This is a genomic window from Burkholderia sp. COPS (assembly GCF_019425585.1).
Classification (GTDB): domain Bacteria; phylum Pseudomonadota; class Gammaproteobacteria; order Burkholderiales; family Burkholderiaceae; genus Burkholderia; species Burkholderia cepacia.
In genome coordinates this window covers 95,136-117,134 of sequence record NZ_WIXR01000001.1, presented here as the reverse complement: position 1 = coordinate 117,134, position 21,999 = coordinate 95,136, and the positions used below count along the sequence as shown (strand labels likewise).

Sequence of the window (21,999 nt, the reverse complement as noted above, 5' to 3'; positions counted from 1 at the left end):
CTCAATCGCGCACCGACGCGCGGCCGAGCAGCAGGAACAGCAGTCCCGATGCGCCGAGCGACAGCGCGACGAGCAGCGCCGCATAGGGCGCCGCGGCGGCGAACGCGAGCGTCGCCGTATCGCTCCACACCTGCGTCGCGAGCGTGCGGGTGCCGATGGGCGACAGCAGCAGCGTCGCGTTGAGTTCCGTCACGACCGAGATGAACACCATCGTCGCGGCCGCGCCGAGGCCGGGTGCCGCGAGCGGCAGCACGACGCGCGTGAGCGTCGCGCGCCAGCCGAGGCCGAGCGAGCGCGCGGTTTCCTCGAGCCGGACCTGCACGTGCGACAGCGCGGCGCGCACGCTGACGACCGCGAGCGGCAGGAACAGGATCGCGTACGCGGCGACGAGCGCCGGTACGCTCTGGTAGAGCGGCTGCAGCAGCCGCACCGTGATCGACACGATCGCCAGCGCGACGACGATGCCCGGCACGCCCTGCACGGTCATCGCCGTGCGCTCGAGGAGGGTGGCGACGCGGCCCGGATAACGGACCAGCAGGAACGCGAGCGGCAGCGCGAGCAGCGTCGTGACGGCCGCCGCCGCGAGGCCGTAGCCGGACGACGCGAGCGTGGCCTGCCACAGCAGCTCGGGCGACACGTCGGCGGGCGTGACGGCGGCAGCACCCTGTTGCGTGAGCCAGTAGCCGATCATCGCGAGCGGCACGCCGAGCGTCGCGGCTGCGAGCGCGGCGAACGCGACGGTGACGGGGCCGCGCAGGTTGCCGAGCGGATAACGCATCGCGACGCGGCGTGCGGCGCGGTGCGTATGACCGTAGCGCGCATGGCCGCGTGCGCGAGCCTCGATCGCGAGGCACAGCAGGCACAGCGCGATCAGCACGCAGCCGAGCAACGACGCGCCGCCGCCGTCGAACGCGGTGCGGTATTCCGCATAGATCTCGGTCGTGAACGTGCGAAAGCGCAGCAACTGGAATGCGCCGAACTCGGACAGCACGCCGAGCGCGACGAGCAGCATCCCGCCGCACAGCGCGGGGCGCAGCTGCGGCAGCACGACGCGGAAGAAGGTATGCCACGGCGAGCAGCCGAGCGTGCGCGCGCTTTCCTCCAGCGCGGGGTCGAGTTCACGCAGCGCGGCGGCCACCGGCAGGTAGACGAGCGGGAAGTACGCGGAGGTCAGCACGATCAGCGCGCCGAGGAAATCCTGCAGGTCGAGGCTCAGCGACACCCACGCATAACTCGTGATGAACGGCGGCACCGCGAGCGGCGCGGCCGCCAGCGCGGTCCACAGCGGCCGGGCCGGCAGGTCGGTGCGCTCGATGAACCACGCGAGCACCGTGCCGAGCAGCGTGCACGCGAGGGTCGCGGCGAGCGTGATCGACAGCGTGTTGACGAGCAACTCGCCGACGAGCGGGCGCCACAGCAGCTCGATCGCATCGTCGACGCCGAAGGTGGCCGCGCGGTACAGCGTGAAGCCGAGCGGCAACAGGATCGCGAGCGGCCCGCACGCGGCCGCGGCGACGAGCGCGCGCGACGGGCGCCGCCGTGTCGCGATGCGCTCGTCGTCGCGCGCGGTGCGCGCCGTGCGGGACACGGCGTCGCTCATGCTCAGAGGAGGCCGGCCTGACGCAGCAGCTTGCCGGCCTGGCTGTCGTCGCCGAGCTGTTCGAACGTCAGCGCCGGCGGGCTCAGTTCGTTGAACGGTTTCAGGATCGGATCGGGGGCGACGCCCGGGTGCAGCGGATACTCGAAGCTGACATGGCCGCCCGCCATCAGCTTCTGCGCACGCTCACTGACGAGATACGCGACGAACTTCTGCGCTTCCGGCTGGTGCTTCGATGCTTTCAGCACCGCGGCGCCGGACACGTTGACGGCACCGCCGACGTCGCCGTGGCCGAAGTGGTGGATCGCGCTGCGCGTCGACTTGTCGCCGAGTTCCGCGTGCAGGCGGTCCCAGTAGTAGTTGTTGACGATGCCGGTCAGCACGCCGCCGCGGTTGACGGCCGCAGTCACGCCTTCGTCGTCGTCGAAGATCTGCGCGTTGGCCTTCAGGCCCTTCAGCCATTGCAGCGTCGCGGCCTCGCCATGCAGCGCGAGCACCGCGCTCACGAGCGGCAGGAAGTCCGCGTCGCTCGGCGCGACGCCGACCTTGCCCTTCCATTCGGGCTTCGCGAGATCGAGCAGCGACGCGGGCAACTGCTGCGGCTGGATTTTCGCGGTGTTGTAGACGAGCACGTTCTCGCGCGCGAGCACGCCGACCCAGTTGCCGTCGGCCGGGTTGAAGCGCGCGGGCACCGACTGCAGCGTGGCGCCGTCGGTCTTCGCGAACAGGCCCTTGCGATCGAGCAGCACGAGCTCCGGCGAGTTTTCGGTGAAGTACACGTCGGCCGGCGTGCGGTCGCCTTCCGCGACGATCTGCGCGGCGAGCGCGGGGCCCTCGCCCGAGCGCACCTTCACGGTGATGCCGCTCTGTGCTTCGAAGTCCTTGACGAGCTGGTTCACGACTTGCTCGTGCTGCGCGTTGTACAGCGTGAGCGTCGCGGCATGCGTGCGGGTGGCGTGCAGCGCGCCGGTCAGCATCAGCGCGGCGGCCGCCGCGGAAATCAGGTGCCGCAGCGGGCGGCTAACGGGTGAAGTGATCATGTCGTTTTCAGCAGGTTGCATCCGGCCGGGCCGGAAAAGGTGTGCGTTGGCTGGCGTGGCGCGACGTCATGCCTCCAACAGTGCGGCGCCGATGTACGAACCGGGTTGCGCGCCCGGCGGGCACGCGAAGATCGCGCTGCCGACGTGCGTGGTGAACTGGTTCATGATGTCCAGCTTCGAGAGCTTCTCGTTGATCGGAATGAAGCCCTTGCGCGGGTCGCGCTGGTGCGCGACGAACATCAGCCCCGCGTCGTACTCGGTCTGCTGGCGCCACGGCGGCCAGCGCTCGATGTAGAAGCTCGTGCTGTCGTTGTACGAGTACGCGCGGCGCAGGATCTGCGCGCCGTTGTTGACCTGCGGCGATGCGAGGCGCGCGTGCGAGTTGTCGGGGATCACCGGGTTGCCGTCCTTGTCGGCCGCGTCGAGGTCGAGCGCCTCGAACTCGTGCTTCTGGCCGAGCGGCGCGCCGCTGTACTTATGGCGGCCGACCACCTGTTCCTGGAAGCCGAGCTCCGTGTTGTCCCAGTGTTCGAGCGTGATGCGGATCCGGCGCACGACCGTGTAGGTGCCGCCGTTCATCCATGCCGGGCCTTCGCTGCCGGCCCACACGAATTCGTTCATCGCGGCCGGATCGGACATCGGCGGATTCATCGTGCCGTCCTTGAAGCCCATCAGGTTGCGCGGCGTCTCGCCGGGCTTGCCCGACGTGAAGCCGGCCTGGCCCCAGCGCATCTGCGTTGCGTTCGCGCCGAGCCGCACGAGCTGGCGCACGGCGTGGAATGCGACCTGCGCGTCGTCCGCGCATGCCTGGATGAACAGGTCGCCGCCGGTTTTCTCGGGCAGCAACTGGTCGCCGTTGAAACGCGGCAGGTCGACGAGCGCGGCGGGGCGATGCTTCGCGAGGCCGTAGCGGTCCTTGCCCGCGAGCGCGAACAGGCCGGGCCCGAAGCCGAACGTGATGGTCAGGCGTGCGGGACCGAGGCCAAGCGCGTCGCCCCCGTCGGCCGGCGCGACTTCGTCGCCGCCCGTCGCGGCGAGCGGTTGCGCGGTGTCGCCGCGCGTCATCCGCGCGGCGGCGTCGGTCCAGGTCTTCAGCAGTGCGATGATGTCCGCGCGCTGCGCCGTCGTCAGGTCGAGCGCCGCGAAATACGCGTGGCGCTGCTGCGGCGTCGTGATGCCGCTCTGGTGCTGGCCGTAGAACGGCTCGACGCCGTCGTGCGCGGAGGCCGGTGCGGCGGCGGCATCCGCCGCCTTCGCGGCCGGTATCGACGCCGCCGCGAGGCCGGCGGCCACCGCGGCGCCGCCCGCCTTCAGGAAGCCGCGCCGTGCGGGGCGGGGCGGCTGGTTGTGATCGTCTGCCATGGTTCGTTCCGTTACTTCGCGAGCAACAGCGTGTTGACGTCGTCCGCGACGTAGTAGAAGCCGTCGCCCTCGGGCGTCATCGCGATGCCGAACAGGTTGCCGTTGCCGGGGGGCGACTGTGCCTTGTCGGTGTTGATCCAGCGCGCGTAGAGCTGCTTGCCGGCGACCGGGTCGATCTCGACGACCTGGCCGTTCTGCGCGTTGGTCGCGAGCAGGTGGCCGTTCGGTGCGGTCGCGAGCGCGAGCGGGCGGCGCAGGAAGCCGTCGGCGGTGACCTGGCGGCCGACGCCCGCGCTGGTGTCGCGCGTGAGCGGGTCGTCGATCTCGACGATCCGGTTGCCGATCGCGTCCGACACGTACAGCTTCTTCTGGTCGCCGGACAACGCGAGGCCGGTCGGGCCGACCAGGAACACGCCCTTGTCGGCCTGCGCGCCAAGGCCGCTCGCGACGACCGTTTCCTGCTTGATCACGGGCGGCTTGCCCGCCGGCACGTCGAGATCGAGGCGCAGTACAGTCGCCTGCTTGTAGACCGGCGGGTTGCCGTCCGCGCGGCCGACGCCGAAGCCGGCCATGCTGACGAACAGCGTCGCGCTGTCGCCGCGGTCGACCACGGCCATGTTGCCCCACGGGTCGTTGATGTTCGGGGTCGACCACGTCGATGCGATCTTGCCCTGCGGATCGAGCACGATCAGGCAGCCGGCACCCTTGGTGTTCGTCGTGCCGTCGTTGCTCGGCGTGCTGCCGACGATCACCCAGCCGGATTTGAGCATCGTCATCGCCGTCGACAGGCCGATGCCGCCCGGGCACGCCTTCAGGTCGCGCGGGATCGATGCGAACAGGCTCAGCTGCTTCGTCGACGGGCGGTAGTCGACGATCGTGCTGCCGGTACCTTGCAGGTTCGCCGAGTTGTTGAAGTTGTCGACGAGCACGTCGCCCGCCTGGATCGTGCCTGCCGACACTGGCGCGACCGCGATCGCGTACGGGTTCTGGTCGCCGTTGTCGGGCACCGTGTTGACGAGCGTGGTGTGGCGATGCAGCGTCTCGAGGAAACCTTGCGGCTCGGCGAGTGCGCCGGCGGCGGCCGTCAGGGCGGCGGCGGCCAATGCGCCCGTCGCGAAGCGGCGAAGCGGGGCGGATTGAATCATGTGAATCTCCTGGAGGGCGCGCCGTCCGGGCGGCGCGCGAAAAACGGGTAGCGTGGGCGCGTCGCTCAGAACGTGATCGTCGTACGCGCGCCGAGCACGAACGTGTTGCGCAGCGGCTGCGTCGCGTCGCTCGGGTTCTGGCCGGCGCCCGCGTTGAACGTGTACTGCGCGTCGGCCTGGACGATCCACCACGGGTTCACCTGGTACTGGTAGGTCGCCTCGAGCGTCGTCTCGCGGGTGCGCACGCCGTACGGGCCGGTCGCGAACGTCCGCGCGGCCTGGTCGAGGTCGGTCACGTGGTTGCCGACCTGGATGTACGTGACGCCGAGGCCGACGCTGTCGTTGTCGCGGCCTTCGAACGGCGCCTTCAGCACGATCCCCGCATTGGCCGAGAAGCTCACCAGGTTGCGGTCGCCCGGCGCACCCATCACGCGCGCGAACACGCCGAGGCTGCGCGGGCCGGTCGGGTCGGGGCGCCAGATCATCTGGTCGGCCACCGCGTAGAAGCTGTAGTCGCCATGGTGCTGCTGCGCGTTGCCGTTCGACGCGGGATCGGAGAGCGACAGCCCGTCGGTGCCCACGTTCTGGTCCGCGAAGCGGCCGTTGTGATACCAGACGCCGATCTTGTAGGTGCCCGGCAGCCCGTTCGAGCGGCCGGTGTCCATTTCGCCGTCGGACGGCTGGTTCAGCGCGTACTGCAGCTCGCCGATATAGAGCGTGCCGTTGTGCAGGTTGAAGTTGGTGCCGCTGAGGTTGTTCGGGTTGTTGCCGAGCGGGTCGCCGTCGAACACGCCCGCGAGCGCGGTGAGCTTCGGCGTGATCTGCGCGCGCACACGCACGCCGAGGCCCGCGAGCGGATACGCGGGGCCGCCGTTGGGCAGGTCGTACGACGGCAGCGCGGGCCAGCCGAACATCGTGTTGACGAACGTGTTCGCATACGTGCTGACCATGAATTCCTGGTCCAGGCTCTGCTGGCCGATCTTCACGTCGACGCGCTTGTCGAGGAACGACTGCTGGTACCACAGCTCCCACAGGCGCGTCGTGCCCTGCGCCTCGATGCCGCTCGCGGTGTTGAGCGTGCCGAGGTTCCGCGCGCTCAGGTTGGTGCCGTGGATCTGCAGCGCGCTGACGTTGAACGTGCCGCCGGCCAGGCCGATCGCCTTCTGCGTGTCGACCGTCAACGTGGCCGTCGTCAATCCGTCGTAGGCGCCGCCGCGGTTCAGGCCGCCGCGCAGGTTCGCGAGGTATTCGCTGGTTTCGGTGATCTGCAGCGTCGCGCCGTACTTGCCGAGCCACGGGCGGATGCCGCCCATGTCGCCGAGCAGGCTCTGGCGCGTCCAGATGCCGGTCCACATGTTGGTCGGCTTCGCCTGGATCGCCAGGTCGGCCTCGGGTGCTTCGGGTTGTGCGTCGACGGGTACGTCGGCGAAAGCGGCGCCGCTCGCGAACGACGCGCATGCAAGGATGGCCGCGCAGGCGGCGGGGCGCATCCGGGCACGGACGCTGTCTCCCTGGAACGACGCAAACTTCATATCAAATTCCTGCTTCTAATTGGTTTGGAGTCCTGCTTGTCGATCGCTGTCCAGACGCTCGGCTTCGATTGGCCAGGGCAAGAAGCGAAGCGCAACGCGGCGCATCGTAGGAGTGTCAAATGGGAAAGTCAATGTAAACGAGAATGATTCGCATTAAATTACCGAATGTAATCCAGGGGCTTACGGACAGGGCGTTTGGCGTGTTTAGTGCAGAGGTAAACCGTAAATATCGGCGTAATGAAAATGAATGATTCGATGTGAGTCGATGGATCTGCGCGGGTGGGGCGCGCGAGGTATTGGGCTGGTGCCGGAGGGGGTGTGTCAGCGGACAGATGTGGTGCCGTTACGGAAGTTTTTGTGTGATGACGTCGATCGCAGGAACTCCGTGCTTTCCCGGTGTCCAAACGGGGCTGGATGAGATTTCTGGGCCGCGCGGGCCTGCCAGGTTGGCCGGGAAGTGAATGTAAGGGGCTGTTGTGAAAGGATTTTTTGCCGTTTCCGCGCGCTTTCTGCGCTGCGTCTCCGCCCTGAAAATTCGTCCGGTTTCCCTTCTTGAATTTGTCAAAACCCGTCCATATAATTAGCACTCGCTGCACGAGAGTGCTAACAATTCTCTGCCGGGCGATAAGCCGGGCAGATTCGCTAAGCGTTCTTCAATCTCAGTCAAGAGAGGAGTGAATATGAACCTTCGTCCTTTGCACGATCGCGTGATCGTCAAGCGCCTGGATCAGGAAACCAAGACCGCCTCGGGCATCGTGATCCCCGACGCCGCTGCTGAAAAGCCGGACCAGGGCGAAGTCCTGGCCGTCGGCCCGGGCAAGCGTGACGACAAGGGCGCCCCGATCGCGCTCGACGTGAAGGTCGGCGATCGCGTCCTGTTCGGCAAGTATGCAGGCCAGACCGTGAAGGTCGACGGCAACGAACTGCTGGTCATGCGCGAAGAAGACATCATGGCCGTGGTCAACGCCAAGTAAGCGTCCACCGACGGTACATATTCCCAAGAATTCAAGGAGTTAGAAGATGGCAGCTAAAGACGTCGTATTCGGCGATTCCGCCCGTTCGAAGATGGTCGAAGGCGTGAACATTCTCGCCAACGCAGTCAAGGTCACGCTGGGTCCGAAGGGCCGCAACGTGGTGCTCGAGCGCAGCTTCGGCGGCCCGACGGTCACCAAGGACGGTGTGTCGGTCGCGAAGGAAATCGAGCTGAAGGACAAGCTCCAGAACATGGGCGCGCAAATGGTCAAGGAAGTGGCTTCCAAGACCAGCGACAACGCAGGCGACGGCACGACGACGGCAACCGTCCTCGCGCAATCGATCGTTCGCGAAGGCATGAAGTACGTCGCATCGGGCATGAACCCGATGGACCTGAAGCGCGGCATCGACAAGGCAGTCGCAGCGGCTGTCGACGAGCTGAAGAAGATCAGCAAGCCGTGCACGACGAACAAGGAAATCGCACAGGTCGGCTCGATCTCGGCGAACAGCGACACGTCGATCGGCGATCGCATCGCTGAAGCGATGGACAAGGTCGGCAAGGAAGGCGTCATCACCGTCGAAGACGGCAAGTCGCTGGCCGACGAACTCGACGTCGTCGAAGGCATGCAGTTCGACCGCGGCTACCTGTCGCCGTACTTCATCAACAACCCGGAAAAGCAAGTCGCCGTCCTCGACAACCCGTTCGTGCTGCTGCACGACAAGAAGGTGTCGAACATCCGTGATCTGCTGCCGGTGCTCGAGCAAGTCGCGAAGGCTGGCCGTCCGCTGCTGATCATCGCTGAAGACATCGAAGGCGAAGCGCTCGCAACGCTGGTCGTGAACAACATCCGCGGCATCCTGAAGACCGTTGCGGTCAAGGCGCCTGGCTTCGGCGATCGTCGCAAGGCGATGCTGGAAGACATCGCGATCCTGACGGGCGGCCAAGTGATCGCCGAAGAAACCGGCCTGACGCTCGAGAAGGCAACGCTGGCAGAACTGGGCCAGGCGAAGCGCATCGAAGTGGGCAAGGAAAACACGACGATCATCGACGGCGCAGGCGAAGCCGTGAACATCGAAGCACGCGTGAAGCAAGTGCGCGCGCAAATCGAAGAAGCGACGTCGGACTACGACCGTGAAAAGCTGCAAGAGCGCGTGGCCAAGCTGGCCGGCGGTGTTGCAGTGATCAAGGTCGGCGCAGCGACCGAAGTCGAAATGAAGGAAAAGAAGGCACGTGTCGAAGACGCACTGCACGCAACGCGCGCAGCTGTGGAAGAAGGCATCGTGGCAGGTGGCGGCGTTGCGCTGATCCGCGCTCGCACCGCGATCGCAGGCCTGACCGGCGCGAACGCCGACCAGAACGCCGGCATCAAGATCGTGCTGCGCGCAATGGAAGAGCCGCTGCGCCAGATCGTCACGAACGGCGGCGAAGAAGCCAGCGTCGTGGTGGCGGCAGTTGCTGCAGGTACGGGCAACTACGGCTACAACGCAGCAACGGGCGAGTACGTCGACATGGTCGAAGCCGGCGTCGTCGACCCGACCAAGGTCACGCGTACCGCACTGCAGAACGCAGCTTCGGTTGCAGGCCTGCTGCTGACGACGGACGCAGCCGTTGCCGAACTGCCGAAGGAAGACGCACCGATGCCGGGCGGCATGCCGGGCGGCATGGGCGGCATGGGCATGGACATGTAATCGACTTCGGTCGATGGTGTCCGGAGCGCGCAGCGATGCGCGTTCCAGCCAAAAGAAAAGACCCGCAGCGATGCGGGTCTTTTTTTATTGGCGCCGTCGAATCGGCGGCAGGCGCGGGACGGCCGGGTGCGGCAAGGATGGCGCCGCCGGTTCGCCGCGACGGCGGGACGTGCCCGCCGTGTCAGGCTCAATGCCGGTGCGACGTCCTCGGCACCGGGTCGACCTTGACCGCCGGCGGGGTATCGGCGTCTTCATTGCTGCGCGCCCAGAAGAACCGGTCGGGCAAATACGCGCCCATGCCGGGCCGGAACGCGTCACGCACGGCCTGGTATAGGTATTCCTGCGCCTCACGAACCGCTTCGGGCGGCTCCTGGCCGTTCGCGAGCAGTGCCGCGATGGCCGCGCCCAGCGTGTCGGTGATGCCCATCAGCCGATGCGGCGAACGATCCCACATGTCCTCGCGCAGCTGGCCTTCTTCGCCGTACAGCGTGTTGACGAGCCGATGCGAGCCGGTCTCGGACGACAGGATGTACTCGCAGCCCTGCGACAGCAGGTGCGACACGGCCGCGTCGAGATTCGGCGCCTCGGCGTCGCCGTCCGGCTGCGCGAGCGCGATCAGCGTCGCGTAGTCGGCAACCAGCAGCGTGGTTTGCGGCGCCAGAAGATCGGCGATCGATTCGCGCAGGTCGTCGGCGGCGAGCACGTGTTCGTCGTCGAGCGTGAAGTCCGGCGCGAGCACGAGCGGCACGCCGTCGTAGTCGGCGACGACCTCGGCGATCGCGCTCACGACTTCCGCACGCGTCGCCGCGCCGATCTTGAACGCGGCAACCGGCATGTCTTCGAGCAGCATGCGCGCCTGGGCGGCGACCACGTCGGGATCGAGACCGGTGACTTCGTCGCAGGCGGCCGAGTCGCGCACCGTGTAGCCCGTCAGGACGGACACGCCGTGACAGCCCATGCTCGCCAGGGTCATCAGATCGGCTTGGAGGCCGGAGCCGCCGGTGGGATCGGACAGGCCGAAGGTGAGGACGATCGGAGGGGCGTTGCTGGACATGTAAAAATGGGGCAAGAGAAAAACGGGAAAGCGACGGACATGCGGACGGCGAGGCGAAATGGGCGTTTTCGGCCCTGTGTTGCCCGGCAGGCCGCACTTTTCAGCCATTATGCGGCGGAATCCGGCCCGCACGACGGATTTTTTAGCGCAGCGCAACGTAGTCGCCTTACTCGAGCGCGATTGCTAGGCAGTCCGGCCCCGACACGGTACCATCATGGCTCCCGAATTTACCGACTTTCCCGACGCGGCTTAAGATGGAATACAAGAGCTGGATGTGCCTGATTTGTGGCTGGATTTATGACGAAGAAGCCGGGCTGCCCGAAGAGGGCATTGCCCCGGGCACGCGCTGGGAAGACGTCCCGATCAACTGGACGTGTCCTGAATGCGGCGCCCGCAAGGAAGACTTCGAGATGGTCCAGATCTGACCGGACCCTCGGCCCACGGCACACCGCTCAGGCCTCGCATCGGCCCGGCGCTCGCGCGCCGAGGCCTGCGCGAGCGACTTGACGATGACAGGCGCGCGTGTGCATGAGGCCCGAACCGGCGAACGTTCCCCACCCTGACGCATTGCCCAACCCGCGCGGCGGGGCCGTGCGCGCGGCCGACGCGTGGCTTGCGGCGGCTGCCGACGCATTCGAGCGTCGCGACGACGCGGCCGCGCCGCTGTCCGCCGCGGCGGCCGTGCTGGCGGAAGCCGGCTGGCTGCCGGCCGCGCGATTCGCGGGGCAGTTGTCGGCCGCCGTGCCGCTCGTCGCCGTCGAGCCGACTTCGGCCGGCTGGCGGGTCGCCCTGCGCGATTTCCGCGCGGCCGTTGGCCGTCACAACCTGCGCGAGCTCGCGTGCTCGCCCGTTCTCTTCGAGCATTTCCGTGCGTTGCGCGCGCAAAGCGCCGCCGACCTGCGCGCGAGCGCGCCGCTCGACGCGCTCGCGCTCGTCGGCCGCGCGGTGCCGCCGGCCACGCTGCGCGCGTTGCCCGATGCGTTTGCGACCCGGATTCGTGCCCGCTACGAACAGGCGCTGCTTGGCGTGCTGCGCGCGGAACACGGCGCGCCCGATGCGGCACTCGCCGAACTCGACGCGATGCTGGCGGCGCTCGCGGGCGACGATCCCTACGATTTCTGGCGGCTCGCGGCCGCGTGCGTGCGCGCGCTGCGCGCCAGCGGCGCGCCGGAGCTGAAGCGCTTTCTCGCGCGGACGAACCTGCTGCTCGGCGAGCACGCGCAGGGCCGGCGCAGTGCGCCGCCGGAACTCGTGCGCGAGACGGTGGCGCTGCTGTGGCGCGATTTCGCGCTGTTCGGCGCCGCAGCCGAGGATGTCGCACTCGTCGACGTGCTGCACGACTACGGGCTGACGGTCGACTGGCACGTCGCCGGCACGCCCGCATCGGAGGCGCTGTGGGAGGCCGATGCCGCCCGGGCCGAGCACGATGCGGTTGCCGCCGCGCCGACCCGCGCGCTCGGCGTCGTGACGGTCAATGCGCACGCCTATGAGGATTTCCTGCAGACGGCCGATGCGTCGATGGCCGACCTCGCCGCCGATCCGGCCGCGGCCGACGCGGGGGCCGCATGGCACGCGTCCGGCGCGGCCTACCGGGTCGGTACGGCCGCATGCGCGCTCGGGCTCGGCCATGCGGCGCTCCTCGCCGACACGCTGGGCCTGGCGTGGCGGCGTGCGGCGCACGGCGTGCCGCTCGCCGACGGCGGCCTCGATGCGCACGGCCACGCGTCCGACATGCTGCGCGCGGCGCTGCTGAAGATCGCCGCCGGCGTGGCGCCGCCGGACCTCACCGCGGCGTCCGGCGCGCTCGGCGCGGCGCTCGGACGGGCCTGACGAACAAGGGGACGAGCAGGGGGGCGAACACGCGGCGGCGGCCCTTGCCGCGCGGGCCTGCAACACGCTGCCGACAGCGCCCGCGCGCGTGTTAGAGTGCCGTGTGATCCGCGCGCGCCGTTGCCAGCGCGGCGCGGCGTTGCTTGTTGATCGCGGCCCGGTCAGGCCGCGGCGTCTTTGCTAAAATTCAAACCATGTCAAAGCCTTCCGATCGCATCAATCTCACCAACCAGTTCCTGATCGCCATGCCGAACATGGCGGATCCGACGTTTTCAGGAACGGTGGTCTATCTTTGCGATCACAGCGAGCGCGGTGCGCTCGGCCTCGTCATCAATCGTCCTACCGACATCGACCTCGAATCGCTGTTCAACCGCATCGACCTGAAGCTCGACATCGAGCCGCTGCTGCACATCCCGGTGTATTTCGGCGGCCCGGTCCAGACCGAGCGCGGTTTCGTGCTGCACGAGCCGGTGGAGGGCGCGAGCTACAACTCGTCGATGTCCGTCGAGGGCGGGCTGGAGATGACCACGTCGAAGGACGTGCTCGAGGCGGTCGCGACGGGCAACGGCCCGAAACGCTTCCTGCTGACGCTCGGCCATGCGGGCTGGGGGGCCGGGCAGCTCGAGGAAGAAATTTCCCGCAACGGCTGGCTGACCGTGGCCGCCGATCCGCGCATCGTGTTCGACACGCCGGCCGAAGAGCGCTTCGAAGCCGCGCTCGGCCTGCTCGGCGTCAGTTCGTCGATGCTGTCCGGCGAAGCAGGGCACGCATGAGTGGCGCGAGCGCGCGCGATGCGACGCTGCTCGCGTTCGACTACGGCGAAAAACGTATCGGGGTCGCGATCGGCAATGCGCTGACGCGCTCGGCCCGTGCGCTCGTCGTGATCCAGAACCTGAACCGCGAACACCGCTTCAAGGCGGTCGGCGACCTGCTGGCCGAATGGCGGCCGGACGCGCTCGTCGTCGGCCTGCCGATGCATCCGGACGGCACGCCGCACGACATGACGCAGCAGGCGAAGCGCTTCGGCAACCAGCTGAACGGCCGCTTCGGGCTGCCCGTCACCTGGGTCGACGAGCGTTATTCGTCGGTCGAGGCCGAGGCCGGGCTGCGCGAGCGCAACGTGCGCGGCCGTGCCCGGGCCGAGATGCTCGATGCCGAGGCCGCGCGCGTCATCCTTCAACAGTATCTCGATCAATTGTCCGACCATGAGCACCATTGACGCCGAGGCGCTTTACCGCGTCCTGCTCGACCAGATCCGCGCCGCGTACGGCACGGCGTTCGCCGAACCGGGCGGCCCGCGGCTCGCCGGCATTCACAGCGGCGGCGCATGGCTCGCCGAGCGCCTCGCGCGCGATCTCGGCGCGCCGGCGTTCGGCGTCGTGAACGTCGCGCTGCACCGCGACGATTACGCGAAAAAGGGGCTGCACAGCCAGGCCAGCCCGACGTCGCTGCCGTTCGAAGTCGACGGCGCACGCATCGTGCTCGTCGACGACGTGTTGTATACCGGGCGCACCGTGCGCGCGGCGCTCAACGAGCTGTTCGACTACGGCCGTCCGGCCGCGGTCGAGCTTGCAGTGCTCGCCGATCGCGGCGGCCGCGAGCTGCCGGTCGCCGCGCGCTTCGCGGGCGGCACGCTGGACGTGCCGGCCGGCGCGACGCTCGTGCTCGCGCGCGACGACGCGCAGTTCACGCTGCGCGTCGAGGCGCACGGCGCCTGAGCGGCACGCGAACCGTATCCCGGGCCGCTGGTTTGCACCGCGGCCCGTTTGCATAGTTGGAATCACGCACACCATGACCACCGACACCACTGGCCGCACCGGCAATCCCGCTGCGGCCGCGAGCCCCGACCGGTTCCGCTACGGCTTCCTGAAGGGCAATCCGCAGCTCACGAAAAACGGCGAGCTGAAGCACCTGCTGTCGATCGAGGGCCTGCCGCGCTCGATCGTCAATCACATCCTCGATACGGCCGAGCAGTTCGTCAGCGTGACGGACCGTGAAGTGAAGAAGGTGCCGCTGCTGCGCGGCAAGTCCGTGTTCAACCTGTTCTTCGAGAACTCGACGCGTACCCGCACGACCTTCGAGATCGCCGCGACGCGCCTGTCGGCCGACGTGCTGAACCTGAACATCAATGCGTCGTCGACGAGCAAGGGCGAATCACTGCTCGACACGATCAACAACCTGTCGGCGATGCATGCCGACCTGTTCGTCGTGCGTCACGCGTCGAGCGGCGCGCCGTACCTGATCGCCGAACACTGCGCACCGCACGTGCACGTGATCAACGCAGGCGACGGCCGTCATGCGCACCCGACGCAGGGCCTGCTCGACATGTACACGATCCGTCACTACAAGCGCGACTTCACGAAGCTGCGCGTGGCGATCGTCGGCGACATCCTGCATTCGCGCGTCGCGCGCTCCGACATCCACGCGCTCACCACGCTCGGCGTGCCGGAAGTGCGCGCGATCGGCCCGCGCACGCTGCTGCCGGGCGGCCTCGAGCAGATGGGCGTGAAGGTGTTCCACAACCTCGACGAAGGGTTGAAGGGCGTCGACGTGATCATCATGCTGCGCCTGCAGAACGAGCGGATGAGCGGCGCGCTGCTGCCGTCGGCGCAGGAGTACTTCAAGACCTGGGGCCTGACGCCCGAGCGCCTCGCGCTCGCCGCGCCCGACGCGATCGTGATGCACCCCGGCCCGATGAACCGCGGCGTCGAGATCGACTCGCAGGTCGCCGACGGCCCGCAGTCGGTGATCCTCAACCAGGTCACGTTCGGCATCGCCGTGCGGATGGCGGTGATGGGCATCGTCGCCGGCAACAGCGACTGAGCCCGCTTTCGCGCATCCTGATCCAGGCACTCAACGCATTCAACGCATTCACAGACAGCGCATGAAGATTCATATCAAAGGCGGCACGCTGATCGACCCGGTCGCCGGCACCGAACGGCAGGCCGACGTTTTCGTCGCGGACGGCAAGATCGCCGCGATTGCCGACGCTGGCACCGCCGCGCCGGCCGGTTTCAACGCCGGGAAGACCATCGACGCATCGGGCCTGATCGTCGCGCCCGGCCTCGTCGACCTGTGCGCGCGGCTGCGCGAGCCGGGCTACGAGCACAAGGCGACGCTCGCGTCCGAGATGGCCGCGGCCGTCGCGGGCGGCGTCACGACCCTCGTTTGCCCGCCGGATACCGACCCCGTGCTCGACGAGCCGGGCCTCGTCGAGATGCTCAAGTTCCGCGCACGCAACCTCCACCAGGCGAACGTGCATCCGCTCGGCGCGCTGACGGTCGGCCTCAAGGGTGAAGTGATCACCGAGATGGTCGCGCTGACCGAGTCCGGCTGCGTCGGCTTCACGCATGCCAACGTGCCGGTGCGCGACACGCAGGTGCTGCTGCGTGCGCTGCAGTACGCGAGCACCTACGGCTACACCACGTGGCTGCGCCCGCAGGACGCATTCATCGGCCGTGGCGGCGTTGCCGCGAGCGGCGCCCTTGCGTCGCGGCTCGGGCTGTCCGGCGTGCCGGTCGCGGCCGAGACGATCGCGCTGCACACGATCTTCGAATTGATGCGCGTGACGGGCGCACGCGTGCACCTCGCGCGGCTGTCGTCGGCGGCCGGCCTTGCACTCGTGCGCGCGGCGAAGGCCGAGGGGCTGCCCGTGACGTGCGACGTCGGCGTGAATCACGTGCACCTGATCGATGTCGACATCGGCTACTTCGATTCGCAGTTCCGGCTCGACCCGCCGCTGCGCAGCGAGCGCGATCGCGAAGCGATTCGCGTGGCGCTCGCCGACGGGACGATCGACGCGATCTGCTCCGACCACACGCCGGTCGACGACGACGAGAAGCTGCTGCCGTTCGGCGAAGCGACGCCGGGCGCGACGGGGCTCGAGCTGCTGCTGTCGCTGACGCTGAAGTGGGCGGACGAGACGCGTACGCCGCTCGCGCAGGCGCTGCGCCGCATCACGTCGGCGCCGGCCGACGTGCTGCAGCTGCCGGCCGGCCGCCTCGCCGAAGGCGGCGCGGCCGACCTGTGCGTGTTCGACCCGCGCGCACACTGGCGCGTCGAGCCGCGTGCGCTGAAGAGCCAGGGCCACAACTCGCCGTTCCTCGGCTACGAACTGCCCGCCTGCGTGCGCACGACGCTCGTCGCCGGACAGATCGCGTTCGAGCGCCCCTGAACCACGCCGAACCTTCGCCATGATTGCCCATCGCAAGCTGCGTCTCGTCTTTCACCTGTTGCGCGGCATGGCGATCGTCGCGCTGCGTTTTTCGCACGTCACGCCCGCGCGGCGTGCCGAGATGACGCGCCGCTGGTCGCTCAAGCTGCTGCGGATCTGCGGGATGCGCCTCGTCGTCCATAACGACGGCGCGCGGCTCGATGCGAGCGCGCTCGTGGTCGGCAACCACGTGTCCTGGCTCGACATCTACACGATCAACGCGTGGCGGCCGACGCCGTTCGTGTCGAAGGCCGAGGTGCGGCAATGGCCGGTCGTCGGCTGGCTCGCCGAGAAGCTCGACACCGTGTTCCTGCAGCGCGAGAAGCGCACCGAGGCGATGCGGGTCATGCACGAAATGGCCGAGCGCCTGCGCAACGGCGGGCTGATGTGCGTGTTTCCGGAAGGCACGACGACGGACGGGCAGGAACTGCTGCCGTTCCATGCGAACCTGTTCCAGGCCGCGGTATCGGCGGGCTGCGCGGTGCAGCCGATCTGCCTGATGTACGAGGACGCGCAGCGGCGGCAGTCGGTCGCGCCGGCCTACACGGGTGAGCTGGCGCTCGGCAAGTCGCTCGACATGGTGCTGCGCGGCGGCCCGATCGTCGCGCATCTTTACGTGTGCGAGCCGATCGCGCCGGGCGGCGACCGGCGGGCGACGTCCGCCGCGGCGCGCGATGCGATCGCGGCCGCGCTCGCGACGCTGCAGGAGAAGGTCGGCAAGCCGTCGGCCGAGTCGCTCGCGGAACTGGCGAAGCATGCGTATCCGGCGACCGAGGTCGGTGGCGGCGAAGCGGGGAACGAGGCGGCCGACGCGCCCGTGCCGGGGCGAGAGGGCTGACGCGTTGGGGCCGATCCACCTCCGGCCCCGCGAATCAGTTTCTCGTCACTCTCCGCCCGGTGAGCGGCACGCTTCGCACTGCACCTGCGTGACCGTGCGCTGCGCCGGATCGGCCGCCAGCCGCACGGCCGACAGCTGGTTACCCCACACACATCCCGAATCGAGCGCGACGACGTTCTCGCGCAGCATCAGGCCGAGCGCGGCCCAGTGCCCGAACACGACCGTTACGTCCTCCGTGCGGCGCCCCGGTACGTCGAACCACGGCAGGTAGCCGGGCGGCGCGCTGTCGGGGCCGCCGTTCGCCTTGAATTCCATCGCGCCGTCGGGCGTGCAGAAGCGCACGCGCGTGAATGCGTTGAACGCGACGCGCATCCGGTCGCGTTTCTTCAGGTTGGGACTCCATTGATTCGGTTCGTTGCCGTACAGCTGCTGCAGCGTGTCGCGCCAGTCGGGCGCGCGCAGCGCGCGCTGGAGTTCGTCGGCGAGTTCGAGCACCAGCGTGGTGTCCCACTGCGGCAGCACGCCCGCATGCACGAGCAGCATTCCGTTTTCCGCATGCACGAACGGGCGGTGGCGGACCCAGTCGAGCAGCGCGTCGGCGTCGGGGGCGTCGAGGATTTCGCCGATGGTGTCGCCCGGGCGCTCGGTGCGCAGGCCGGCGGAGACCGCAAGCAGGTGGAGGTCGTGATTGCCGAGCACGACGGTCGCGCGCGGGCCGAGGTCGCCAACGGCGCGCAGGGCGGCGAGGGAGCCGGGCCCGCGGTTGACGACGTCGCCGGCGATCCAGAGCGGGGTGTCGGCAGGTGGGGACAGCTTGTCGAGCAGCGACTGGAGAGCGGAATGACAGCCCTGGATGTCGCCGATGGCGATGGGGGTGCGGGTCATGGGAGGCAAGTTGTTACAAATCCTGACGCGGGTCGAAAAAGGATGCGATCGCTGCAATGCAACTGCGAGCGTATTCGGTGAATTTTAACGTATTGATTTGAATGGGGATTTTTTCGGGGGAGGGGCCGGGGCGCTGTTTCAAGTTGTTAGCGACGTGGATTTTGACCCAACCCGCTTCTTATAATCAGTGGCCCCTCAACAAAATTAGCATTTCATGGTTTTGACGGTTACGGTCAGCAGTTAGAATGCCCGCCTTGGGGGGACGTGCACGTCATCGTCGCGTCCGGAGTTTGTGGCGGCTCGCGCTTGAGGCACGCCATGTATGACGAGAGGGAGCCTCATGATTCTGGTGACGGGCGGCGCGGGTTTTATCGGCGCCAATTTCGTAATCGACTGGCTGCGTCAATCCGACGAGGCCGTGCTCAACGTCGATAAATTGACCTATGCAGGCAACCTTCGCACGCTGCAATCGCTGAACGGAAGCCCGAAGCACGTATTCGCCCGCGTCGACATCTGCGACCGCGCGGCACTCGACGCGCTGTTGGCCGCACACCGGCCGCGCGCGATCCTGCATTTCGCGGCGGAAAGTCACGTCGATCGCTCGATTCACGGTCCGGCCGAGTTCGTTCAGACCAACGTCGTCGGCACTTTCACGCTGCTCGAGGCCGCGCGCCAGTACTGGAGCGCGTTGCCCGACGAGGAGCAAGCCGGCTTCCGGTTCCTGCACGTGTCGACCGACGAAGTGTTTGGTTCGCTGTCCGCAACGGATCCGCAGTTCTCTGAAACGACACCGTACGCGCCCAACAGCCCGTACTCGGCAACGAAGGCGGGCTCCGATCACCTGGTGCGTGCGTATCACCATACGTATGGCCTGCCGACGCTCACGACTAACTGCTCGAACAACTACGGCCCGTACCAGTTCCCCGAAAAGCTGATTCCGCTGATGATCGCGAATGCACTCGCGGGCAAGCCGTTGCCGGTCTACGGCGATGGCCAGAACATACGCGACTGGCTGTACGTCGGCGATCACTGCAGCGCGATCCGCGAAGTGCTTGCTCGCGGCACACCGGGTGAGACCTACAACGTCGGCGGCTGGAACGAAATGACGAACCTCGACGTCGTGCATATGCTGTGCGATCTGCTCGACGATGCTCGACCCAAGGCGCAAGGCACGTATCGCGACCAGATTACGTACGTGAAGGATCGTCCGGGGCACGATCGCCGTTACGCGATCGATGCGCGCAAGCTCGAGCGCGAACTCGGCTGGAAGCCGGCCGAGACGTTCGCAACCGGCCTCGCGAAGACGGTCGCCTGGTATCTCGACAACCAGGCGTGGTCGGACGAGGTGGCTTCGGGCGAATACCGCAAGTGGGTCGAGACCAATTACGCAGCACGCGTTTGACAGGAGAGGCGATGGCACGCAAGGGCATCATTCTCGCCGGCGGTTCAGGCACACGGCTCTATCCGATCACGCATGCAGTATCGAAGCAGCTGCTGCCGGTGTACGACAAGCCGATGATCTACTATCCGCTGTCGACGCTGATGATTGCAGGCATCCGGGACGTGCTGATCATCTCGACGCCGCAGGACACCCCGCGCTTCGAGTCGATGCTCGGCGACGGCAGCCAGTGGGGGATGAATATCCGGTATGCGACGCAGCCGTCGCCGGACGGGCTCGCGCAAGCGTTCGTCATCGGCCGGGACTTCGTCGGCAACGAGCCGTCGGCGCTCATCCTCGGCGACAACATTTTCTACGGGCACGATCTCGCGAAGCAGCTCGAGCGGGCCAACGCGAAGGATACGGGCGCGACCGTATTTGCGTATCACGTTCAGGACCCCGAGCGGTATGGCGTGGTCGAGTTCGATCGCGAATTCCGCGCGATATCGATTGAAGAGAAGCCGGCAAAGCCGCGTTCGAGCTATGCGGTCACGGGGCTGTATTTCTACGACAGGCAGGTTTGCGACATCGCAGCCGACATCAAGCCGTCGGCGCGCGGCGAGCTCGAGATCACCGATGTCAATTCGCGCTACCTGGCGGCGGGCCAGCTCGACGTCGAGCTCATGGGGCGCGGTTATGCGTGGCTCGATACGGGTACGCACGATTCCTTGATCGAGGCGGCGACGTTCATCGCGACGCTGCAGAAGCGTCAGGGTCTCATGGTTGCGTGTCCCGAAGAGATCGCGTACCGCCGCAACTGGATCGACGCGGAGCAGGTGCTGAAACTGGCACAGCCGCTCGCGAAGAACGCCTACGGGCAGTATCTCCGGAACCTACTCACCCATCAGGTCGCATGGCAATCCACGTAACGGCAACGGCACTGCCCGAAGTCAAGCTTATCGAGCCGAAAGTCTTCGGCGACGCGCGCGGGTATTTCTACGAGAGCTTCAACGCGCGCGAGTTTGCGGAGCACGTCGCTCCGGGCTTCGAGTTCGTGCAGGACAATCACTCGCGATCCGCAAAAGGCGTGCTGCGCGGGCTGCACTACCAGATCGAACACACACAGGGCAAGCTGGTACGTGTGGTCGAGGGAGAGGTGTTCGACGTCGCAGTCGATGTGCGCCGCAGTTCGCACAATTTCGGCAAGTGGGTCGGCGTGACGCTGTCCGCCGACAACCATCGGCAGCTTTGGGTTCCGCCGGGGTTCGCGCATGGCTTCCTTGTGGTGTCCGAGTCTGCTCAGTTTCTCTACAAGACGACCGATTATTGGTTTCCCGAGCACGAGCGCAGCATTGTCTGGAACGATCCGGACATCGGGATCGCGTGGCCGCTGGATGGCGAGCCGCTGCTGGCCGTCAAGGATGCCGCGGGCATGCGGTTGATGGACGCTGATCTTTTTGAGTGAGGTCGTGATGAATTCCGAGTCGACGATCCTCGTAACCGGTGTCACGGGTCAGGTAGGTTTTGAGCTGCTGCGCTCGCTGCAGGGGCTCGGCCGTGTGGTGGCGTGCGACCGCTCGATGCTCGATCTGTCCGATCTCGACCGGATCCGTGCTGTCGTGCGGGCGTTGCAGCCGGCCTTCATCGTGAATCCGGCTGCCTATACGGCCGTTGACAACGCCGAGGACGACGTCGATGCGGCAAGACGCATAAATGCCGATGTGCCGCGGATCCTGGCGGAAGAGGCTGCGCGCAGCGGTGCGGTGCTGATTCACTACTCGACCGATTACGTGTTCGACGGAACCAAGGCGGGCGCGTATACCGAGACCGATGCAGTGAATCCGCTGAACGTGTATGGGACGACCAAGCTCGAGGGCGAGCGTGCGATCGAGAACGCAGGGTGCGCGTATCTGACCTTCCGAACCAGCTGGGTATACGGGCGACGTGGCAGGAATTTCTTGCGCACGATGCTCAAGCTGGGCGCGGAGCGACCCGAATTGCGTGTGGTTGCCGATCAGGTCGGCGCGCCGACCTGGTCGAAAACAATTGCAGCCGCGACTGCGCACATCCTCTCCAAAGGGCTGGCGGCCCATGATGAGGCGTGGTGGCAGGCGCGCTCCGGAACCTATCATCTGAGTGCGGCCGGCGAGACGTCCTGGCACGGTTTCGCCAAGGCGATCCTCGGCATCGCGATGGGTGACGACGCACCCGCTGTGGTGCCGATTTCCGCGAGCGAGTTTCCGGTGCGCGCAAGTCGTCCGGCGAATTCGCGCTTGTCCCACGGCAAACTCGCCGAGACGTTCGGCTTGCACTTGCCCGATTGGGAATATGCGCTGGGCCTCTGCATGGCCGACTGAAAGGGACCGCCGGCGGTCGGCCCCCTGCATCGCCAGGTATTGACGGGGAGCGTCAGGGTAACGGGCAGTCGCGCAAGCGGCGGGTCCCGTCACCGAGCTTTGCCGTC

At 67.3% G+C, this 21,999-nt stretch carries 21 protein-coding genes; 14 read left to right on the top strand and 7 right to left on the bottom strand.

The genetic code is table 11. From position 1 onward, the window contains the following. Position 1: 1 nt before the first annotated feature. The 5 genes from FOZ70_RS00565 to FOZ70_RS00545 all read right to left on the bottom strand — a co-directional run bounded on the left by FOZ70_RS00565 (position 2) and on the right by FOZ70_RS00545 (position 6,676). Positions 2-1,600 (bottom strand): iron ABC transporter permease, encoded by a 1,599-nt coding sequence (locus FOZ70_RS00565; protein ID WP_111998918.1) that lies wholly within the window; start codon positions 1,598-1,600, stop codon positions 2-4. A gap of 2 nt (positions 1,601-1,602) precedes the next feature. After that, on the bottom strand, positions 1,603-2,637 hold the full coding sequence (locus tag FOZ70_RS00560) for an iron ABC transporter substrate-binding protein (RefSeq protein WP_048024285.1): 1,035 nt from the start codon (positions 2,635-2,637) through the stop codon (positions 1,603-1,605). Positions 2,638-2,703: 66 nt separating this feature from the next. Beyond that, complete coding sequence (efeB, locus tag FOZ70_RS00555) at positions 2,704-3,999, bottom strand: iron uptake transporter deferrochelatase/peroxidase subunit (RefSeq protein ID WP_111998919.1); 1,296 nt, start codon at positions 3,997-3,999, stop codon at positions 2,704-2,706. 11 nt (positions 4,000-4,010) lie between these two features. Then, complete coding sequence (locus FOZ70_RS00550; RefSeq protein ID WP_048024281.1) at positions 4,011-5,144, bottom strand: hypothetical protein; 1,134 nt, start codon at positions 5,142-5,144, stop codon at positions 4,011-4,013. A 65-nt stretch (positions 5,145-5,209) separates the two neighbouring features. Then, positions 5,210-6,676, bottom strand: a complete 1,467-nt coding sequence (locus FOZ70_RS00545) for a carbohydrate porin (RefSeq protein WP_048024278.1) — start codon at positions 6,674-6,676, stop codon at positions 5,210-5,212. Positions 6,677-7,356: 680 nt separating this feature from the next. Between FOZ70_RS00545 and groES the strand changes: the two genes are divergently transcribed. Together groES and groL are read left to right on the top strand one after the other, a co-directional pair. After that, positions 7,357-7,650, top strand: a complete 294-nt coding sequence (gene groES, locus FOZ70_RS00540) for a co-chaperone GroES (protein ID WP_011351136.1) — start codon at positions 7,357-7,359, stop codon at positions 7,648-7,650. Positions 7,651-7,696: 46 nt separating this feature from the next. Next, entirely contained in the window at positions 7,697-9,337 is a 1,641-nt protein-coding gene (gene groL / locus FOZ70_RS00535; protein WP_021163332.1) for a chaperonin GroEL, read from the top strand. 187 nt (positions 9,338-9,524) lie between these two features. On the opposite strand, the gene FOZ70_RS00530 is transcribed toward groL, so the two are convergent. Then, entirely contained in the window at positions 9,525-10,391 is an 867-nt protein-coding gene (locus tag FOZ70_RS00530) for a hydroxymethylpyrimidine/phosphomethylpyrimidine kinase (RefSeq protein WP_027788204.1), read from the bottom strand. Between the two features lie 254 nt (positions 10,392-10,645). Here FOZ70_RS00530 and FOZ70_RS00525 point away from each other — a divergent pair, with 254 nt between their 5' ends. From FOZ70_RS00525 to FOZ70_RS00490, 8 genes are all read left to right on the top strand, one after another. Further along, entirely contained in the window at positions 10,646-10,816 is a 171-nt protein-coding gene (locus FOZ70_RS00525; RefSeq protein ID WP_004186709.1) for a rubredoxin, read from the top strand. Positions 10,817-10,919: 103 nt separating this feature from the next. Then, complete coding sequence (locus tag FOZ70_RS00520) at positions 10,920-12,221, top strand: hypothetical protein (protein ID WP_219704741.1); 1,302 nt, start codon at positions 10,920-10,922, stop codon at positions 12,219-12,221. 194 nt (positions 12,222-12,415) lie between these two features. Beyond that, positions 12,416-12,994 carry a YqgE/AlgH family protein gene (locus FOZ70_RS00515; protein ID WP_027788202.1) on the top strand — a complete coding sequence of 193 codons (579 nt, stop codon included), beginning with the start codon at positions 12,416-12,418 and terminating at the stop codon, positions 12,992-12,994. After that, positions 12,991-13,440, top strand: coding sequence for a Holliday junction resolvase RuvX (ruvX, locus tag FOZ70_RS00510; RefSeq protein WP_027788201.1), 450 nt, complete (start codon positions 12,991-12,993; stop codon positions 13,438-13,440). The genes FOZ70_RS00515 and ruvX overlap by 4 nt, the downstream gene beginning before the upstream one ends. Further along, on the top strand, positions 13,427-13,939 hold the full coding sequence (gene pyrR / locus FOZ70_RS00505; protein ID WP_048024273.1) for a bifunctional pyr operon transcriptional regulator/uracil phosphoribosyltransferase PyrR: 513 nt from the start codon (positions 13,427-13,429) through the stop codon (positions 13,937-13,939). The genes ruvX and pyrR overlap by 14 nt, the downstream gene beginning before the upstream one ends. Positions 13,940-14,012: 73 nt before the next feature. After that, complete coding sequence (locus FOZ70_RS00500) at positions 14,013-15,044, top strand: aspartate carbamoyltransferase catalytic subunit (protein ID WP_006476735.1); 1,032 nt, start codon at positions 14,013-14,015, stop codon at positions 15,042-15,044. Between the two features lie 61 nt (positions 15,045-15,105). Further along, entirely contained in the window at positions 15,106-16,395 is a 1,290-nt protein-coding gene (locus tag FOZ70_RS00495; RefSeq protein ID WP_059590372.1) for a dihydroorotase, read from the top strand. Positions 16,396-16,414: 19 nt separating this feature from the next. Beyond that, positions 16,415-17,272, top strand: a complete 858-nt coding sequence (locus FOZ70_RS00490) for a lysophospholipid acyltransferase family protein (protein WP_219704740.1) — start codon at positions 16,415-16,417, stop codon at positions 17,270-17,272. A 45-nt stretch (positions 17,273-17,317) separates the two neighbouring features. Here FOZ70_RS00490 and FOZ70_RS00485 read toward each other — a convergent pair whose 3' ends face one another. Continuing rightward, a complete protein-coding gene (locus tag FOZ70_RS00485; protein WP_219704739.1) occupies positions 17,318-18,157 on the bottom strand; it encodes a symmetrical bis(5'-nucleosyl)-tetraphosphatase in 840 nt (279 codons plus the stop codon). A gap of 340 nt (positions 18,158-18,497) precedes the next feature. On the opposite strand from FOZ70_RS00485, the gene rfbB reads away from it, so the two are divergent. From rfbB to rfbD, 4 genes are read left to right on the top strand one after another with little or no spacing between them, the layout of a single operon-like run. Continuing rightward, positions 18,498-19,559, top strand: coding sequence for a dTDP-glucose 4,6-dehydratase (gene rfbB, locus FOZ70_RS00480; RefSeq protein ID WP_219704738.1), 1,062 nt, complete (start codon positions 18,498-18,500; stop codon positions 19,557-19,559). Between the two features lie 11 nt (positions 19,560-19,570). Next, entirely contained in the window at positions 19,571-20,464 is an 894-nt protein-coding gene (rfbA, locus tag FOZ70_RS00475; protein ID WP_059860431.1) for a glucose-1-phosphate thymidylyltransferase RfbA, read from the top strand. Continuing rightward, on the top strand, positions 20,449-21,000 hold the full coding sequence (gene rfbC / locus FOZ70_RS00470) for a dTDP-4-dehydrorhamnose 3,5-epimerase (protein ID WP_219704737.1): 552 nt from the start codon (positions 20,449-20,451) through the stop codon (positions 20,998-21,000). Before rfbA ends, rfbC begins: the two co-directional genes overlap by 16 nt. Before the next feature lie 7 nt (positions 21,001-21,007). Next, entirely contained in the window at positions 21,008-21,892 is an 885-nt protein-coding gene (gene rfbD, locus FOZ70_RS00465) for a dTDP-4-dehydrorhamnose reductase (protein WP_196488781.1), read from the top strand. Positions 21,893-21,999: the final 107 nt, after the last annotated feature.

Coding starts and splice junctions, on each gene's coding strand:
- FOZ70_RS00530 (WP_027788204.1), bottom strand. CDS start 10,391: ATGTCCAGCAACGCCCCTCCGATCGTCCTCACCTTCGGCCTGTCCGAT.
- pyrR (WP_048024273.1), top strand. CDS start 13,427: ATGAGCACCATTGACGCCGAGGCGCTTTACCGCGTCCTGCTCGACCAG.
- rfbB (WP_219704738.1), top strand. CDS start 18,498: ATGATTCTGGTGACGGGCGGCGCGGGTTTTATCGGCGCCAATTTCGTA.
- FOZ70_RS00495 (WP_059590372.1), top strand. CDS start 15,106: ATGAAGATTCATATCAAAGGCGGCACGCTGATCGACCCGGTCGCCGGC.
- efeB (WP_111998919.1), bottom strand. CDS start 3,999: ATGGCAGACGATCACAACCAGCCGCCCCGCCCCGCACGGCGCGGCTTC.
- FOZ70_RS00485 (WP_219704739.1), bottom strand. CDS start 18,157: ATGACCCGCACCCCCATCGCCATCGGCGACATCCAGGGCTGTCATTCC.
- FOZ70_RS00550 (WP_048024281.1), bottom strand. CDS start 5,144: ATGATTCAATCCGCCCCGCTTCGCCGCTTCGCGACGGGCGCATTGGCC.
- rfbC (WP_219704737.1), top strand. CDS start 20,449: ATGGCAATCCACGTAACGGCAACGGCACTGCCCGAAGTCAAGCTTATC.
- FOZ70_RS00500 (WP_006476735.1), top strand. CDS start 14,013: ATGACCACCGACACCACTGGCCGCACCGGCAATCCCGCTGCGGCCGCG.
- FOZ70_RS00545 (WP_048024278.1), bottom strand. CDS start 6,676: ATGAAGTTTGCGTCGTTCCAGGGAGACAGCGTCCGTGCCCGGATGCGC.
- groES (WP_011351136.1), top strand. CDS start 7,357: ATGAACCTTCGTCCTTTGCACGATCGCGTGATCGTCAAGCGCCTGGAT.
- FOZ70_RS00565 (WP_111998918.1), bottom strand. CDS start 1,600: ATGAGCGACGCCGTGTCCCGCACGGCGCGCACCGCGCGCGACGACGAG.
- FOZ70_RS00525 (WP_004186709.1), top strand. CDS start 10,646: ATGGAATACAAGAGCTGGATGTGCCTGATTTGTGGCTGGATTTATGAC.
- FOZ70_RS00490 (WP_219704740.1), top strand. CDS start 16,415: ATGATTGCCCATCGCAAGCTGCGTCTCGTCTTTCACCTGTTGCGCGGC.
- FOZ70_RS00515 (WP_027788202.1), top strand. CDS start 12,416: ATGTCAAAGCCTTCCGATCGCATCAATCTCACCAACCAGTTCCTGATC.
- FOZ70_RS00520 (WP_219704741.1), top strand. CDS start 10,920: ATGAGGCCCGAACCGGCGAACGTTCCCCACCCTGACGCATTGCCCAAC.
- groL (WP_021163332.1), top strand. CDS start 7,697: ATGGCAGCTAAAGACGTCGTATTCGGCGATTCCGCCCGTTCGAAGATG.
- FOZ70_RS00560 (WP_048024285.1), bottom strand. CDS start 2,637: ATGATCACTTCACCCGTTAGCCGCCCGCTGCGGCACCTGATTTCCGCG.
- ruvX (WP_027788201.1), top strand. CDS start 12,991: ATGAGTGGCGCGAGCGCGCGCGATGCGACGCTGCTCGCGTTCGACTAC.
- rfbD (WP_196488781.1), top strand. CDS start 21,008: ATGAATTCCGAGTCGACGATCCTCGTAACCGGTGTCACGGGTCAGGTA.
- rfbA (WP_059860431.1), top strand. CDS start 19,571: ATGGCACGCAAGGGCATCATTCTCGCCGGCGGTTCAGGCACACGGCTC.